The sequence below is a fragment of the Bradyrhizobium sp. CCBAU 11361 genome (assembly GCF_028128935.1).
GTDB lineage: Bacteria > Pseudomonadota > Alphaproteobacteria > Rhizobiales > Xanthobacteraceae > Bradyrhizobium > Bradyrhizobium niftali.
The window spans coordinates 55,663-72,068 of the sequence record NZ_LBJZ01000018.1; the positions used below are offsets into that span (position 1 = coordinate 55,663).

At 65.7% G+C, this 16,406-nt stretch carries 15 protein-coding genes; 7 read left to right on the top strand and 8 right to left on the bottom strand.

The window, feature by feature from the left end:
- Nucleotides 1–121 precede the first annotated feature (121 nt).
- Nucleotides 122–1,720, top strand: a complete 1,599-nt coding sequence (locus XI08_RS06295; RefSeq protein ID WP_271573788.1) for an oleate hydratase — start codon at nucleotides 122–124, stop codon at nucleotides 1,718–1,720.
- A gap of 41 nt (nucleotides 1,721–1,761) precedes the next feature.
- On the opposite strand, the gene XI08_RS06300 is transcribed toward XI08_RS06295, so the two are convergent.
- From XI08_RS06300 to XI08_RS06330, 7 genes are all read right to left on the bottom strand, one after another.
- Entirely contained in the window at nucleotides 1,762–3,618 is a 1,857-nt protein-coding gene (locus tag XI08_RS06300; RefSeq protein WP_271573789.1) for a sensor histidine kinase, read from the bottom strand.
- 141 nt (nucleotides 3,619–3,759) lie between these two features.
- Nucleotides 3,760–4,338, bottom strand: a complete 579-nt coding sequence (locus tag XI08_RS06305) for a hypothetical protein (RefSeq protein WP_271573790.1) — start codon at nucleotides 4,336–4,338, stop codon at nucleotides 3,760–3,762.
- A gap of 202 nt (nucleotides 4,339–4,540) precedes the next feature.
- Nucleotides 4,541–5,284: a CoA transferase gene (locus XI08_RS06310; protein WP_271573791.1), complete on the bottom strand. Its 744-nt coding sequence runs from the start codon at nucleotides 5,282–5,284 to the stop codon at nucleotides 4,541–4,543.
- Nucleotides 5,284–6,102: a CoA transferase subunit A gene (locus tag XI08_RS06315; RefSeq protein ID WP_271573792.1), complete on the bottom strand. Its 819-nt coding sequence runs from the start codon at nucleotides 6,100–6,102 to the stop codon at nucleotides 5,284–5,286. The genes XI08_RS06310 and XI08_RS06315 overlap by 1 nt, the downstream gene beginning before the upstream one ends.
- 33 nt (nucleotides 6,103–6,135) lie before the next feature.
- Nucleotides 6,136–7,449: a tetratricopeptide repeat protein gene (locus XI08_RS06320; RefSeq protein WP_271573793.1), complete on the bottom strand. Its 1,314-nt coding sequence runs from the start codon at nucleotides 7,447–7,449 to the stop codon at nucleotides 6,136–6,138.
- Between the two features lie 15 nt (nucleotides 7,450–7,464).
- Nucleotides 7,465–8,475, bottom strand: a complete 1,011-nt coding sequence (locus XI08_RS06325; RefSeq protein WP_271573794.1) for an aldo/keto reductase — start codon at nucleotides 8,473–8,475, stop codon at nucleotides 7,465–7,467.
- 350 nt (nucleotides 8,476–8,825) lie between these two features.
- Nucleotides 8,826–9,251, bottom strand: coding sequence for a PaaI family thioesterase (locus tag XI08_RS06330; protein WP_271573795.1), 426 nt, complete (start codon nucleotides 9,249–9,251; stop codon nucleotides 8,826–8,828).
- 68 nt (nucleotides 9,252–9,319) lie between these two features.
- Between XI08_RS06330 and XI08_RS06335 the strand changes: the two genes are divergently transcribed.
- The gene (locus tag XI08_RS06335; protein WP_271573796.1) at nucleotides 9,320–9,946 is read left to right on the top strand and encodes an NUDIX hydrolase; all 627 of its coding nucleotides are present in this window, start codon (nucleotides 9,320–9,322) and stop codon (nucleotides 9,944–9,946) included.
- A gap of 56 nt (nucleotides 9,947–10,002) precedes the next feature.
- Nucleotides 10,003–11,232, top strand: coding sequence for a hypothetical protein (locus tag XI08_RS06340; RefSeq protein ID WP_271573797.1), 1,230 nt, complete (start codon nucleotides 10,003–10,005; stop codon nucleotides 11,230–11,232).
- 187 nt (nucleotides 11,233–11,419) lie between these two features.
- Here XI08_RS06340 and XI08_RS06345 read toward each other — a convergent pair whose 3' ends face one another.
- Nucleotides 11,420–11,722, bottom strand: coding sequence for a hypothetical protein (locus XI08_RS06345; RefSeq protein WP_027546997.1), 303 nt, complete (start codon nucleotides 11,720–11,722; stop codon nucleotides 11,420–11,422).
- Between the two features lie 196 nt (nucleotides 11,723–11,918).
- Here XI08_RS06345 and XI08_RS06350 point away from each other — a divergent pair, with 196 nt between their 5' ends.
- The 4 genes from XI08_RS06350 to XI08_RS06365 all read left to right on the top strand — a co-directional run bounded on the left by XI08_RS06350 (nucleotide 11,919) and on the right by XI08_RS06365 (nucleotide 16,389).
- A complete protein-coding gene (locus XI08_RS06350; RefSeq protein WP_027546996.1) occupies nucleotides 11,919–12,398 on the top strand; it encodes a hypothetical protein in 480 nt (159 codons plus the stop codon).
- Between the two features lie 400 nt (nucleotides 12,399–12,798).
- The gene (locus tag XI08_RS06355) at nucleotides 12,799–13,746 is read left to right on the top strand and encodes a TAXI family TRAP transporter solute-binding subunit (protein WP_271573798.1); all 948 of its coding nucleotides are present in this window, start codon (nucleotides 12,799–12,801) and stop codon (nucleotides 13,744–13,746) included.
- A gap of 160 nt (nucleotides 13,747–13,906) precedes the next feature.
- Nucleotides 13,907–16,015, top strand: coding sequence for a TRAP transporter permease (locus tag XI08_RS06360; RefSeq protein WP_271573799.1), 2,109 nt, complete (start codon nucleotides 13,907–13,909; stop codon nucleotides 16,013–16,015).
- Nucleotides 16,012–16,389, top strand: coding sequence for a DUF1850 domain-containing protein (locus XI08_RS06365; protein ID WP_271573800.1), 378 nt, complete (start codon nucleotides 16,012–16,014; stop codon nucleotides 16,387–16,389). Before XI08_RS06360 ends, XI08_RS06365 begins: the two co-directional genes overlap by 4 nt.
- Nucleotides 16,390–16,406: the final 17 nt, after the last annotated feature.

Here is a 16,406-nt window from a genome sequence, read left to right on the forward strand (position 1 = left end):
TCACCCCGACCCTCTCCCCGTAAGAACGGGGGGAGGGAGAGAAAGAGAGCACTCACATCCTCTTGAACGCTGCTTCCATCGCGCTTGATCCAGCGCAACTTCGGCCGCTGGCCCCCATGCAATGTCGCCGCGAAAGTTCGAATTGCAGTCGAGGCAAGTCATGAAGGCGTATTTCATCGGTGGTGGCATCGGATCGCTCGCGGGCGCGGCGTTCCTGGTTCGCGACGCGCAGCTGCCGGGGCGCGACATCGTGATTTACGAGGCGCAGCCGCTGGTCGGCGGCAGTCTCGATGGCGCACTGCTCGCGAACGGTGCCTATTCGCTGCGCGGCGGACGCATGCTCACCACGGACCATTACGAATGCACCTGGGACCTGCTGTCGAGCATTCCCTCGCTCGAACATCCCGGCCTCAGCGTGCGCGACGAGACGATCGCGTTCAATCTGGAGAACCCGGCGCATTCGCAGGCGCGGCTGGTCGACCGCAACCGCTTCAAGATCGACGTCTCCCACATGGGCTTTTCCGCGCGCGACCGGCTCGAGCTGCTGCGGCTCACCGAGGCTTCGGAGGAGACGCTCGGCAACAGCCGCATCACCGACTGGCTGTCGCCAAAATTCTTCGAGTCCAATTTCTGGTACATGTGGCAGACCACCTTCGCCTTCCAGCCCTGGCACAGCGCGGTCGAGCTGAAGCGCTATCTGCACCGCTTCATGAACGAATTCCCGCGCATCGAAACCCTCGCCGGGGTCAAGCGCACCGTCTACAACCAGTATGACGCGATCGTGCGGCCGCTTGCCGACTGGCTGAAGCGGCAAGGCGTGCAGTTCGTGCGCGGCACGGCCGTCACCGACATGACGCTCGAGGACGAGGCCGGACGCGTGCGCGTGCGCCAGCTCGTGCTCGACCGCGACGGCCGCACCGCCAACGTCCGTCTCGAGGACGGCGATCTCGTGTTCTTCCAGAACGGCTCGATGACGGACGCCTCGAGCCTGGGCTCCATGACCGAGCCGCCGCCGCACCTGACCAAGGCCGACAGCCAGGGCTGGGCGCTGTGGGAGACGATCGCGCAGGGACGTCCCGAATTCGGTAATCCGTCCGCGTTCAACAGCTCGATCCCGGAATCGTACTGGCTGTCCTTCACCGTCACCTCCCGCGATCCGCGCTTCTTCGACAAGATGGAGGCGTTCTCGGGCAACAGGGCCGGCACGGGCGGGCTGGTGACGTTCAGGGATTCCAACTGGCTGATGTCGGCGGTGCTGTATCATCAGCCGCATTTCGCCGGCCAGCCGAAGGACGTCCAGGTGTTCTGGGGCTATGCGCTGCATCCGGACCGCGTCGGCAATTTCGTCGGGAAGCCGATGTCCGATTGCGGCGGCGCGGATATCCTGAACGAGCTGTGCGGGCACCTGAATTTCGATCGCGATGTGTTCGAGAATGCGACCTGCATTCCCTGCCGCATGCCCTACATCACCAGCATGTTCATGCCGCGCAACGTGACCGACCGGCCGCTGCCGGTGCCCAGGAATTCGGTCAACCTCGCCTTCGTCAGCCAGTTCGTCGAGATCCGCGACGACGTCGTGTTCACCGTCGAATATTCGGTGCGCGCGGCGCAGATGGCAGTCTATCAACTCATGAAGGTCGATCGCCCGGTGCCGCCGGTGACTCGCCACGACAAGTCGCTCGCGGTGATCTTCGCGACCCTGGAGAAGGCGTTCGCTTGAGGCTTTCGCCGGGATGACGTCGCCGGCGCACGCGACGGCGCCTATCGCGGCGCTGCCAGCGGCAGGCTGACGTGAAAAACGGCGCCCCCTGACGGGACGTTTTCGGCCCAGATGCGGCCGCCATGCGCCTGGACGATGGTATGCGCGATCGAGAGGCCTATGCCCATGCCCTGCGCCTTGGTCGTGAAGAACGGCTTGAAGAGCTCGGCGACTTTCTCCGCGAGGATGCCGTCGCCCTTGTCGGCGATGGAGACAAGGGCGAGGTTGCCCTCGGTGAGACTGGTTCGTCCGACGATGCGGCGCCGCTCGTCCGGAAGATGGGCCACAGCCTCCATGCCGTTCACGACGAGATTGAGGATGGCCTGTTGGAGCTGAATCTTGTCGCCTTTCACGCGAATGTCTGCGGAGGACGGCTGCATGACGAGTTCAACATCGTGGGTCAGGGCCTGCACGGAGAGGAATCGAAACACCTCGCCGACGGTGGCATTGAGGTCGAGCTCGCGCCGTTCGGTCGGATCTCGCTTCAGAAACGAGCGCAGCCGGCCGATGACTTCGGCGGCCCGCTGATCGTCACGGCGGATGTGGTCCAGGATGTCCCTGATCTCGCCGAGGTCGGGCGCCGGACTCTGTAATATCTGCTGGGCCGTCTCGGCATTGATCAGAATGGCGGCGAGTGGCTGGTTCAGCTCGTGTGCGAGCGAGACGGACATCTCTCCCGCGGTCGCGCGGCGGTTCATGTGGGCGAGCTCCGAAATGCGCTGGCGCGCCGCGACCTCGGCCACGAAGCGCAGACGGCGCTCGCGCAGCAGAATGGTGATCATCAGCGCCTGCACCAGCACCACGCCCGCGATGATCGCGGAGTGCCAGTAATACTGCTCCCAGAAGGTCGGTTGGCGGAAATGCACCTCGCTGCCGGGGGGCAGATTGGCTTCGTCCACATTCCAGCGTTTCAGCTGCCGCCAGTCGAAGATCGGCCTCACGTTGTTTCCGCTGAACGGTGCGATGCTCGAGGGCGCTTCGCCGTCGAGGATCCGCATCGCCACTTCGCCGGCTTCCCGCCCGATGATTTCGGGCAGCAGCAGGAAGCCGCCCACGCCCGACCGCCCGAGGAACGTATCGGACGTTATGATGATCGGGCGGTTCGCACTCTCGGCAACGCGTGCGAGCGCCGAGGCCGGGGCGTAATAGGTGCCTTCGCCGTCGGAATACATCGCCGAGGTCAGGATCGCGGAGCGGTCGGGCAGGGAAGCGACGCGACTGCGGACCTCACGCAGCACCGCGCCGGACAGATCGATGACTTCGAGATCGGGCATTGCGGCCGCGAAGTCCTGCTTCCAATGTCCGTACACCAGCGGATTCTTCCAGGCCTCGCCCACCAGGACGACACGCGTCAGGTCGGGAACGATTGCGCGCGCTGCGGTCAGGAGGTGTGTCGGCCTCACTCTGGCGAAGACCGCCGTCGTATCGGGCAGGAACAGCGCGCGCGTCTCAGGCAGGTCGGGAACGAAGCCGTATACCACAGGCGCGGCGGGCCAGATGTCCTGCTTCCGCTTCTGAAGGAATTTCGCCGATGCGACGCCGATCGAAACGATGACGTCGATCGGCCGCTGCGCATATTTGGTCTTGAGGTGACCGACCAGGCTCAATTCATAGTCCGGAACCGGGAAGCGGGCGAGATCGAGGCTTTCGCCGTAGATCACCGTGTTGCTTTTCCCGTTCTGCTTCGCGGCGGCGCGGATTCCGGCAAAGATCTCCGAATAAAAGGGCGAGCGAAAATCGGCTTCTTCCAGAACCAGGACCGAACGCTGCTGGGGGCCGTCGGCTGCGACGCATTCACGCGAGAGGCCAGCGAACAAGCAGGCGATCAGGATGCGCGCGAGCCCGCGGATCACACGCATTGCCGGACTCTCGGCCTCGCCTCTGGATGCAATCGGGTCTCCTCAATGAGGATGCACGCGAGAGCATAACCGCCTGACCTGGAGTTTCAACGGAAGGATGCGTGCTCACCCCGGTGACAAGCAGGGCGACACAAGGGGCCGCTACTTGAACGGATCCTGGATCGACGGCGACGATTGCCTGATGCGGCGCACGCTTACCGGCGTGCCGTCGGAGACGAACAGGAGTTCGTACTTCCGGCCCTCGCTGTCGGTCGCGGAGCAGGTGACATCAGTCACCTTCCGGGCGGCGAAATTGCCGGTCTGGCGGCAGATTCCGGTGGAGGTCTGCTCCGCCGGCACCGGCAGGCCGTCGACCTTGGGCCGGTCCTTGGAATTGAGCAGCATGCGGTCGATCGGCAGCTCGTAGGAATTGTCGTCGGCCCGCTTGCCGTTCTCGCCGGAGAACGACACGACGTGGTTCGCATCAGTGGGGTCGTCGACGGCGACGGCGAAATTGACCCGGCCCGTATCGCCATGGGCGTAGGCCACCGTCTTGCAGGCAAGGGTACGTCCCGCGACCTTGAGCGTCTTGCAGTGGCCGGACATCAGCGCCAGCAGATCGATGAAGGCGCTCTGCTGCAGCGGCGGATTGTTGACGGGAATCGGCCTGGAAGAGTCGGCAAAACAAGGACTTGCGAGGGCAACGAACGCTGCTGCGAGGGCCGGTCGGCAGAGGCGCATCGTAGGGCTCATATGCCAGGGGACCGCGGAAAAGTTCCGTTCAATAACCATCGAACCGCAAATTGGTTGCGATCCCGTTTGTGTCGCCAAACCCGACTGGAATACCACCGCGCCACCCATCGGCGATTCGTCCAATCGCCCAACCCGTCCCGGCAGGCACTTGCCGCCAGGCCGGTGTTTTTTTCGTGGCAGAGCCGAGGGGTCACGCCGCCTGCTTCATCGTCCTTGCAAAGGCCGGGTAAGTCTCGGCGAGTTCGTCGAAAATCCGGCCGCGCAGCAATGCCAGGGTTGCCGTATCGGGCCGCGCGGTTTCCCGCACCACCTCCGGTTCTTCGTAGGTGAAGCCGGTATTTTCCCTGATGTCGGCCGGCGTGAAGGGCGGGTGCACCGAGCGTAGGGCAAAGCCGCCTGCCTCGCGGTCGAAGTCGAACAGCGCCATGTTGGTCAGGAGCGCGTATGGCCCGCCGCGGCGAGCGACCCCCGGTGTGATCGCCCGGGCGCTGACGAAATCGACCTTCGGCACGAACACGCGCGGGGTGTGCTCCTCGCGAAACAGGATCACGCGCGGAATGAGATGATAGAGATAGGCCGAGCCGAACGAGCCGGGCCAGCGCACGCTGTTCGTGGGATAGTCCCCGGTGCCGACCAGATTGATGTTGCCCGCGCCGTCGATCTGGCCACCGCCGAGAAAGAAGGCGTCCACCCTTCCTTGCGCGGCGCAGTCGAACAACTCGATGCCGCCATTGGTGAAGAAATTATGCGCCTGCGATCCCAGGATCGAGATGCGCACCGGCGGCTTGCCACAGCGTTCGTTGCGTGCGCGCAGCAGCATCGCACCGGCCGCGGGGATCGGTGACGATGCGCCGACCGCGACGTGACGGATGCCGTCGAGCAGGTCGGCGATGGTGGCGATCAGGATTTCGCGCCGTTCGCGTTCCGATGACATCAGGCCACCTGCTTGCGATGCGTCAGGAAGGTCGAGAGATAGGCGCGAAAGCCGTCTTCGCTGCGCGCCATCGCCGCATAGCGCGCGATCTCGGCTTCGTCTGCCGGATATTCGTCCCACAGGGCCAGCGGCCAGGCGCCGCGCGCGGCGACCGCGATGGTGTCGACATAGAGCGAGGGCAGCACGCCGGCGGCGGAGTCTTCCGTCTCCAGCAGGTTGCGATCGACGATGCGCTCGACGGTGACCAGCGTGCGTTTTGCGGCATAGGCGAGGCCGGCGAGCTCGCGGTGGCGGCCGATCCGGACATTGCCGGCGCGGTCGGCCGCGGGCGCGTGAAACAGCGCGACATCGGGAGAGATCGCGGGCACCACGACCACCTTGCGTGCTTCGCCGACGGGACTGTCGATCACCTGCCAATCCGGCCGCACCTCGAGCAGGTCGCTGCCGATGATGCCGGCGATCGGCATGAACGGCACGCCCTTTTGCGCCGCGAGGAGGCCGGCGTAGATCGCGGGGCAGGTGGAGTCGCGTAACGCAAACGCGCCGCTCTTGACGCCCGCGGTGAAGCGCGGCGCGGCGCCGGCTTCACCGAGCGACACCGCGCTGGTCTCGAGCGAGGCGACGGCGCCGGCCCCGATCAGGAGATCGGCCTGGAGGCCCGAGATCGGCACGCAGATCAGCTTGAGATCGCGGATGCCGGATTCGAGCAGCGCCGCGGTCGCGGCCATCGCGACGCCGGCGCCGTCGACGGGAACTGCCAGCGATTGCCCCGATGTGACGCGCGCGACAAGCGCCTCCAGCGCAACGATCTCGGTCATGGGCGCCCTCCGCTTTGTTTTTCTTATCCTGCCTCAAGCCAACGCCGCCTGCCAGCGCGTATCGCGCAGGGAGGGGCGGCGATGCAGGCGGGCGTCGAGCATGCTGCGGGCGCGCGGCAGCTCGCCGCCGCGCATGAGGGCGACAATAAAAGTATCCTCGATCAGCTCGCGCTGGGCGTGGCTGCCGCCGATGCGGACGACGTCGGTGAGCACGGGCGCGAGCGTCCGCACGCAGGCCGCATAGTCCTCGTCCGCAAAGGCCGCCAGCGCGCGGCAGATCGCCGGCACCACGGGGCCGGCCGGCAGCTTGCCCTCGGCGACCCGCTGCTCGATCACGGCAAGGCGTGCGGCGAGCGCGTCGCGGTTTTGCGTTGCGGCGGCGAACAGCGCCATGTGGACGTCGGCGAACGGCAGGCTCGATTTCGGAAACAGCTTTTGCGCGGCGGCGTCGGCGTCAAGCCAGAGTGCCTTCGGCACGGCGTGGCCGTAAGAGGACAGGCGCCAGAGCAGCGAGGCGCCGTCGGTGATGACGTTGAGCGGCGGCGCCTGCGTGGCGGAGGGCTGGAGCACGTCGGCATAGATCGCGAGCGCGCGCGGCGCATCGCCATGCTCCAGCGCGCCGAGCGCCTGATGCCAGCGAATGTGGCCGTGCAGGATTCCGGCGCGGTCGTAGGTCGGAATCCACGCGTCGACGAGACGGTCGGCCGCCTCGATCGAGCCGTCCTCGAACATCGCATGCAGCACGGCATGCGCGGCATGGGCATTCTGCCGGCGCAGGGCGAAGCCGCGCTCGGTGATGCCGCGGCCGCGGGCGACGTCGCCGTTCTCGGTCATCGCCCAGCCGGACATGGTGAGGAACCACCAGTCCTCGCCATAATGGCGCGCGACGCGCTCGCACAGCTCATGCCGCGCACGGTCGTGATCGGCCATGCCGGAGAAGGCGAACAGGCCGAACGCGCCGAGCGGCAGCGACAGCACCACGGCATCGCGCGGCCATGCCTCGATATGTTTCAGCGTCGCCGCAATCGCCTCGGGCAGGCGTCCCTCGATCGCGAGCGCCAAGGTCTCGACATGCGAGCGCTCACGCTCCGTGCCGCGCTTCGCCACGAGCTCACGCGCACCTGCCGCCTTCTGCCGCGCGAGATCGCCCTGCTGGTAGAAGGCATGCACGCGGGCGCGGGCGATCAGGGGAAGCGCAAAGTCCGGGTCGGCGGCGATGGCGCGCTCCAGCGTCTCCGCCGTGCCGGTCCAGCCCGCCAGCATGAGATCGACGCCTTCGCGATAGGCGGATGCCGCGGCATCGGATGCGGTGGAAAGCGGAAGGCCGTAGCGGTCCTCATGCGCCATCGTCGTCTCCGGAGTTCAAGCCGTTCGCGCGCGGCGGCCTTCGATCGGATAGGCCGGGTCGTTGTAGCCCGGCGTCGAGGGATGGCCCGGCGTCACCAGGCGGTCGATCAGGGCCTCGTCCTCGCCGGTGAAGCGATAGTCGAGCGCGCGGATATAGTCGTCCCACTGCTCCTCGGTGCGGGGGCCGGCGATGATGGAGGTCACGAAAGCGGAGTTCAGCACCCAGGCGACCGCGAACTGGCCGGCGGTGATGCCCTTCGTCTCGGCGTGGCTCTTGATCTCCTGCGCGAGCTGGAGCGACTCCGGCCGCCATTCCGTCTGCATCATGCGGGTGTCGTTGCGGCCCGCACGCGTCTCCTTGTCCGGGGCAGCATCCGGCCTGTACTTGCCGGTCAGCACGCCGCGCGCCAAGGGGCTGTAGGGCACGATGCCGAGGCCGTAATAGGAGCAGGCCGGAAAGTGCTCGACCTCGGGCATGCGGTTCACGGCGTTGTAATAGGGCTGGCTCACCGCGGGTCGGTCGATGCCGAGCCGGTCGCAGATGTTGCAGATCTCGGCGACGCGCCAGGCGCGGTAGTTCGAGACGCCGAAATAGCGCACCTTGCCTGATCGGATCAGATCGCCCATCGCGCGCACCGTCTCCTCCAGCGGTGTCGCGTGGTCCTCCTTGTGCAGATAGTAGATGTCGATGTGGTCGGTGCCGAGCCGTGCCAGGCTTTCGTCGGCCGCCTGCAGCACCCAGCGCCGCGACAGCCCGCCGCGATTGGGATCGCTGCCCATTGGGTTGGCGAGCTTGGTCGCCAGCACCCAGGCATGGCGGTTGTTGCCGATGGCGCGGCCCACCACCTCTTCGGATCCGCCCTGCGAATAGGCGTCCGCGGTGTCGATGAAATTGATCCCGGTCTCGTGGGCTTTCGCGATGATCCGCTTTGATGCGGCCTCATCGGTCGGCCCGCCGAACATCATGGTGCCCAGACAGATCGGCGAGACTTTCAGGCCAGTGCGGCCGAGCTGGCGGTATTGCATGGGCTGCTTCCTCAATACGATCGAAGCCGGCAGCATAGCCATCCCGCGCCGTCATTGCGAGCGCAGCCAAGCAATCCAGAGATGCGTCCGCGGAAAGACTCTGGATTGCTTCCGCCTTCGCTAAAGCTTCGGCGGACAAGTCGCTGCGCTCGCAATGACGAGGTTTCTTGAGCCGCGACTGCCTCCACATCGTCGTCCCGGCGAAGGCCGGGACCCACAACCACAGGATTGTGTTTGGCGAAGATTCGGAGTTACCAGCTTCGCGCTACATCTTCTCCCTGGGGGTATGGGTCCCGGCCTTCGCCGGGACGACACGGGAGTTTTGTGGCGGCCGCAGTGGCAACCTAACGCTACGCCGGCCCCTTCAAGATCTTGAACACGCCGTTGGCCAACACCACACAGCGGTTGTCCACGGTGACTTCGGTGCTCATGAAGATGAGGCTGCGCGTCGAGCGCACCACGCGTGGGCGCGAGATCAGGATGTCGCCGATCTGGCCGGCCTCGACGAAATGGGTGTCGAGCTGCACCGTCGCCATGAACTCCCTGCCGGAGACATAGCGGGCGGTCATGCCGCAGGTGCGGTCGGCAAACGTCATCATCACGCCGCCCTGGACCATGCCGCGGCGGTTGTGGTGCTTGTCCTCGGTGGCGAGTGCGAATTCGTAGTGGCCGTCGACCTTGCGCTCCCACAAGGGGCCGATCAGATGCATGAAGCCCGTGGTCTCGAGGATGGTCCAGCCCTCCGATTTCAGCCTCGCGGCGGCCTTGTTGGTCATCTCGTCGTCCATTCCTCTGCGGGCCTTGCGATCTCATTTCATCGGGGGCGGACGTGGTGTAGTCAAGCATGATGAGATCGTTCGACGATGCCACACGGCGGAATATCGCGGCCGCCTGCGCGGCCTTCACGCGGCTGCCGGCAGACGGTGCGGCGCCGGCGCTGAAGCGCGCCGCGGTGGCGGTCGCGCTGACCGCGGGCGAGGGGGATGACACCGCGTTCCTGCTCACGCTGCGCGCATCGCACCTGCGCGCCCATCGCGGCCAATGGGCCCTGCCGGGTGGACGCTGCGATGCCGGCGAGACGCCGGTCGAGGCGGCGCTGCGCGAGCTCGACGAAGAGCTCGGCCTTCGCCTCACCAGCGCGGAGGTGCTCGGCACGCTCGACGATTATCCGACCCGCTCCGGCTATCTGATCACGCCGGTCGTGGTCTGGGCCACGGACGCCGCCGCGATCCGTCCGAACCCGGACGAGGTCGCCTCCGTTCATCGCATCGCGCTCGCCACGATCGAGCGCGACGACGCCTTCGACTTCGTCGCGATCCCCGAGAGCGCGCGCCGTGTCATCCGCTTCCATCATCAGGCGAGCCTGATCCACGCGCCGACGGCGGCGCTGGTCTACCAGTTCCGCGAGGTGCTGGCGGGGCGGCAGACCCGCGTGACCGAGCTGGAACAGCCGGTGTTCGCCTGGAAGTGACGATGGTAAACGGCGCGTTAACGTGACGGTTACCGGATGCCTGTTAAGAGGGCGGCATGCATCATTCGATTCGAAAGAGCCTTGTTCGAAAGAGCCTTGCGCTGGTTCCATTCGCGCTCGTCCTGCTCGCGCCTGCCGCGCGTGGCGGCGCGTCCGAGGCGCTGCCGCCCGCCGTCCGCGATGCCAAAGCCCAGCTCCTGTCGCAGTTTTTTGCGCAAGGCGGGGCATCGCCCGCCGTGCTCGAATATCGCCGCAAGCTCGGGGAGTATCAGGCCGCGCGCGCGGCCTTCGACGAGGAAGCCGGCGCCTATTGGAGCCAGATCTCCGAGAAGCGGAAGACCCGCAATGCCAAGCGGCGCGGCGGGCAGCAGATCACACTCGACGATTACGTGCTGGAGCACCCGCCGCTCTATAACGGGCCGAAGCGGCCGGTGAATCCGGAGCCGGAGGAAACGCCGGAGCGCCCGACCAAAAGGCCGATACCGGTCGTCGCCGATTTGCTGCGCGCGGCGCAGGAGCTCTACCAGTTCACGCCGCAACGTCCGTCCAGCGAGGTCGAGTTCAAGCGCGCCTATGCGCGCTATGCGCTCTCCTCGGGCCTGACGCGCGAGCAGGCCGTCCGGGTCTATTCGTTCGAGACCGGCGGCACCGGCAGTTACGACGTGCAGGCGGGCATCGAGCATGGCGGCAAGCGCGCGATCTCGACCGCGATGGGCTACAACCAGCTCCTCACCACCAACAGCGTCGAGCTGCTGGCCGAGCAGGGCCATGAATTCATTCGCGTGCTCTCCGACAAGGTGGCGCGGACCTCGGGCCCGGGGCGCCAGTCGCTCGAGCACAAGCTCGTCGTGCTGAAGAAAATGGTGGCGCATGCGAAGGCGGTGCCGGACACCTGGTCGGAGCACGAGAAGATCGGCAACACCGCGCAGGGCTGGGCGATGCACGCCATGGTGCTCGACATCGACGTCGGGCCGATGCTCCAGACCCACAAGCTGCTGACGTCGGTGCTGTTCGCGCGGGCCAAGGGCTACAGCCGTCCGCTCAGCGCGGCCGAGCTCGAGATGATGAACCTCACCGGCGACGGCACCGGGCTCGACATGGTGACGATGCCGCAGGCGATGCGCGAGCAGGTGCCGACCTCGAACTTCTTCCAGCGCGGTGGCTACGAGCGCAACCCGGTCGCGATCCGCCACAACACGGTGGCGAAGCTGCTGGCGGTGACGGATACGCGGATGGACAGCAACAGCAACAATGCCGGCGCGCGGGAATTGGCGGGGGTGTTTTAGCAAGGGAGCTTGTGGTTGCGTTTTAAAAGGTGTCGTCCCGGCGAAGGCCGGGACCCATAACCCCAGGGAGTAGTTTGGCGAAGACAGTCGTTCGGTACTCCTACCGTCCGCAACCCGCTTGATCACGCGGTATGGGTCCCGGCCTTCGCCGGGACGACACCGAGTGTGTCGCGTGCCCCGTCCGCCCCTATTGATCCGGTCCGAACTTGAACTTGCCGTCGCCTTCCAGATACGGGCCGCTGCGCATGTAGAGCTGGCCGTTGTGGCCGATGAAGAACAGCGTGCCCTTCGGCACCTTCTTGGCCCCTTTCAGCAGCTCGCCGGCATTGCTGGTGCCCATCCTGTAGGAATAGGTCTTGCCTTCCTTGTCATAGGCGTAGCCCATGTCGGGCTTGAGCTCCCAGGGCGTCGCGTCGGCCTGTGCCAATGCGGGTGCTGTGGATGCGCCGAGCGCGGCTGCGATTGCAAATGCCTTCGTTGAAAATGCCATGATCCCATCCTCCCCATCGTCGGGGCACCCGGCTTGAACAAATCACGAACGGTATTTTCGGGTCAATTCGCAAAACGCCGCAGCGCATCACGTCTTGTCCAGCAGTTTGTGATTTTCCCTTCGTCCCCTCGCGACTATGTTCCGCTTTCCGTCTAGAACGCAATCCGACAAAAATATTGGTAGGGGGATGATTCGGATGAACCATGTCATGAAAGCCTGCTCGGCGGCCGCGCTGTTGGTGACGGCGCTGGCGCCCGCCGCCTGGGCGGATGACTACCAGCTCAGCCACAACCAGCGGATTTCGTGCAGCCGCGGCCTTGCCCCGGGCAAGCTGAACACGGCGACCTGCAAGTCCTACACCTATCTCTTCAACACCAGGACCTCGGAATATTTCCGCTGCCAGGTCTCGCTGGCGCTGACCCGGGACAACAAGGAAGTCATCAACGTCCAGACCGACGGTGGCTGCACCAAGAAGCCGCGCATCTTCGAGACCGACGGCCATTACGACTTCGACGCCACCGAGACCGAGCCGCCGAACACCAACTCGTTCTTCGGTCCCGGCGGCTACTCGGTCTGGGCCGCCGACGTCACCGCGCAGAAGGTGCGCGGTTGCATCATCATCTCCTCCGGCCTCGGCTCCGACATCTCCAAGTGCCTGGACATGACGTTCCAGTGACGGCTTGCCAGTGACGGCTTGCCAGTGACGGCTTGCCAGTGACGGTGCGCTCCCTCTTCCGCTTGCGGGGGAGCTATCGCAATGAGCTTGGCGGAGCCTGAGCGAGCGCCTCGTCCTTCGAGACGACCGCTTCCTGCGGTCTCCTCAGGATGAGGCTGAGCGGCAGCTTTGCCTGCCGAAATTGTCGCCACGCACCCCGTCCTCATCCTGAGGGCCCGCCGCAGGCGGGCGTCTCGAAGGATGTGCTGCGGGCGGCCGCGCCACCTCGCCGCACCCGCCGGGTTCCCCAAAAGCTGAGCCGGAACGGCCATTTGCCGCAGTCCTGTTTTGCCTATTGGATGGGTTGACCCGCTCCCCTCATCCGGCCAATTTCCCCGCCGGTTTGGGGAGTACAGAAATCATGAAACGGACGATTTTCGGCGTGGCCGCGGCTCTTGCTCTGGCGGCATCGGCGCCTTGCGCGCATGCGCAATCCTTCATCAACGTGCTGACCGGAGGCACCTCGGGCGTCTACTATCCGCTCGGGGTCGCGATCGGGAAGATCTACGGCGACAAGATTCCGAACGTGAAGACGCAGGTGCAGGCCACCAAGGCGTCGGTCGAGAACCTGATCCTGCTCCAGCAGGGCCGCGGCGAGCTGGCGTTCACGCTGGGCGACTCGCTCAAGGCCGCCTGGGACGGCGAAGAGGAGGCGGGCTTCAAGACCAAGCTCGACAAGCTCAGGACCATCGGCGCGATCTATCCGAACTATATCCAGATCGTCGCGACCACCGAGAGCGGCATCAAGACGCTGGCCGACCTCAAGGGCAAGAGCCTGTCGGTCGGCGCGCCGAAGTCGGGCACCGAGCTCAACTCCCGCGCGATCCTTTCCGCCGCCGGCATGACCTACAAGGATCTCGGCAAGGTGGAGTACCTGCCCTTCGCCGAATCCGTTGACCTCATGAAGAACCGCCAGTTAGGTGCGACGCTGCAATCGGCCGGGCTCGGTGTTGCCTCGCTGAAGGATCTCTCGACCTCGAGCCCGATCACGGTGGTGTCGGTACCGAAGGAGACCGTCGACAAGATCGGCCCGCCCTTCATCGCGGCGATCATCCCGGCCAACACCTATACGGGTCAGGACAAGGACGTGCCGACCGCGGCCGTGGTCAACTATCTCGTGACGAGCGCGGCGGTGTCGGACGATCTCGCCTACCAGATGACCAAGCTGGTCTACGATTCGCTGCCGGAATTGCAGAATGCCCACGCGGCCGGCAAGGAGATCAAGCTCGAGACGGCCGCCACCGGCAGCCCGGTTCCGCTGCACCCCGGCGCGATCCGCTATTACAAGGAAAAGGGGCTGATCAAGTAAGGCGCTTTATCCGTCGACGTCATGCCCGGGCTTGTCCCGGGCATCCACGTTCTTGGCGGCACTGTAGGCCGTGGATGGCCGGGACAAGCCCGGCCGTGACGCGTGCGGGGACAGTGCCAATGTTATAATGACGCACCTATCAGGGCGCGGGGACATATCGATGTTGCAGGCAGAGGGCTCCGCAGAGCCCATCAAGGTCGAATTCGACAATTTCGAGCACGGCTTCCCCGAAGGGTTCGGCCCGGGCTGGTGGGGCGGTCTCGCCTACTGGATCGGCATCGCCTTTGCGACCTTCCAGCTCTATGTCGCCGCCTTCAACTATCTGCCGAGCCAGGTGGTGCGCGGCGTCCATGTCGGCTTCCTCGTTCTCCTCACCTTCGGCCTGATCGCGAACTTCACCGCGAAGAGCGATGTCGGCCGCGCGCTCGGCTGGGTGATCGGCGGCGCCGGCTTCTTCTGCGGGCTCTATCAGTGGATCTTCTATGCGGATCTGATCGCGCGCGATGGCGATCCGACGCGGCTCGATCTCGCCGTCGGTACGCTGCTCGCGGTCCTGATCTTCGAGGGCACGCGGCGGCTGATGGGCGCAGCGCTGCCGCTGATGTGCGGCGCGTGCCTGCTCTACTGGTTCTTCGGCCAATATCTGCCATCGCCGCTCAACCATCGCGGCTATGATTTCGACCAGATCGTCACGCATCTGTCGTTCGGCACCGAAGGCTTTTACGGCGTGCCGATCTACGTCTCGGCGACCTACATCTTCCTGTTCATCCTGTTCGGCTCGTTCCTGGAGCGCGCCGGCATGATCCAGCTCTTCACCGACGTCTCGCTCGGCCTGTTCGGCCGCACCCGCGGCGGACCTGCCAAGGTTGCGGTGTTCGCCTCGGGCATGATGGGCACGATCTCGGGCTCGGGCGTCGCCAACGTCGTCACCGTCGGCCAGTTCACGATTCCCTTGATGATCAAGTTCGGCTATCGCCGCGCCTTTGCGGCCGGTGTCGAGGCCACGGCGTCGATGGGCGGGCAGATCATGCCGCCGGTGATGGGCGCGGTCGCCTTCATCATGGCGGAGACGCTCGGCGTCCAGTACTCGGAAATCGTGAAGGCGGCGGCGATCCCGGCCATCCTCTACTTCGCATCCGCCTTCTGGATGGTGCATCTGGAGGCCGGCAAGCACGGTCTTGTCGGCATGAAGCGCTCGGAGATCCCTAGCGCCTGGAGGGCGCTGGTGACGCGCTGGTACCTCGTGCTGCCGCTCGCCGCGCTGGTCTACATGCTGTTCGAAGGCTTTACGCCGCTCTATGCCGGCAGCATGGGCCTCGCGCTCACGGTGACGTTGATCCTGGGCGCCAGCATCACGGCCGGTGCGTCCTCCATGGTGATCCGCACCATCTTCTGGGTCGGGCTCGCGCTCGTCGTCGCCGCATTGTCGCGTGACGGCCTTCAGATCGTGCCGGTCGCGAGCGTCGTCGCCGGGCTGATTGTGATCACCGCTTTCATCCGTGGCGGGTTCAAGGCCTTGCGCGAATGCCGCGACGCGCTGGCCGAGAGCGCCAAGTCCGCCATCACCGTCGGCATGGCGTGCGCCATCGTCGGCGTCATCATCGGCATGATGTCGCAGACCGGCGTCGGCACCATCTTCGGCGGCTGGGTGATCGGGCTCGGCGAGAAGAGCCTGTTCCTGGCGCTGATCATGACCATGCTGCTGTCGATCCTGCTCGGCACCGGCATTCCAACCATCCCGACCTACATCATCACCGCCGCGCTCGCAGCGCCCGCGCTGGCGAAACTCGGCGTGCCCCTGATCGCCAGCCACATGTTCGCGTTCTACTACGGCATCATGGCCGACCTCTCGCCCCCGGTGGCGCTCGCCGCGCTCGCGGCCGCGCCGATCGCGAAGGAAAATCCGGACAAGATCGGCTGGGAGGCGATGCGCATCGCGCTCGCCGGCTATGTCATTCCCTTCATCTTCGTCTATTCGCCGGCCTTGATGCTCCAGGCTGGCGATCCCATGGCGGCCAAGCTCGGCTTCTACGGCGCGGTGGCGCTGGCGACCTTCAAGGCGCTGGTGGCGATCGGCCTGTTCGGCATGGTGGCGATCGGCTTCCTGTTCGCGCGGCTGACGCTGCTCGAGCGCGTGGTCGCGCTCGGCGCTGCGCTCTGCCTGCTCGGCGACTTCCCGTTCAGCGACACCGCGGGCTTCGTGCTCTCTGCCGCGCTGGTGCTGTGGCAGTGGCGGCAGCGCCCGCCGGCAGCGGTCGAGGCGGTGTGAGCCTCTGTTTCGCCACAGCGTCGGGCGTGAAGGCGCTGGCGCTGTCCGCCTTCACGCTGGTGTGGACGCATTCGATCGAGAAGGTCGACTGGCAGGAAGACTGGCGCGTCACGCCTGGTGGTCTCGAACTGGTGCAGGCGCGGGTCAAGGGCACCGGCGCCGGCATGGAGCCGCCGCCCGAGGCGCGGCTCGTCGATGGCTGGTTTCAATGGCAGCCGAAGCGTGCGCCGATGCGGGAGGTCGTGCTCGGCAATTCCGGTGCGGCCGGGGAATGGCGGCTCTGCCATGAGGGCGTGTGCCGGACGTTGTCCGAGATTGTCGGGCATCCCATAGGTGCTAACGTTACAAAAATGAGCGCCTGCAAAGATCCGTAGCCCGGATGAGCGAAGCG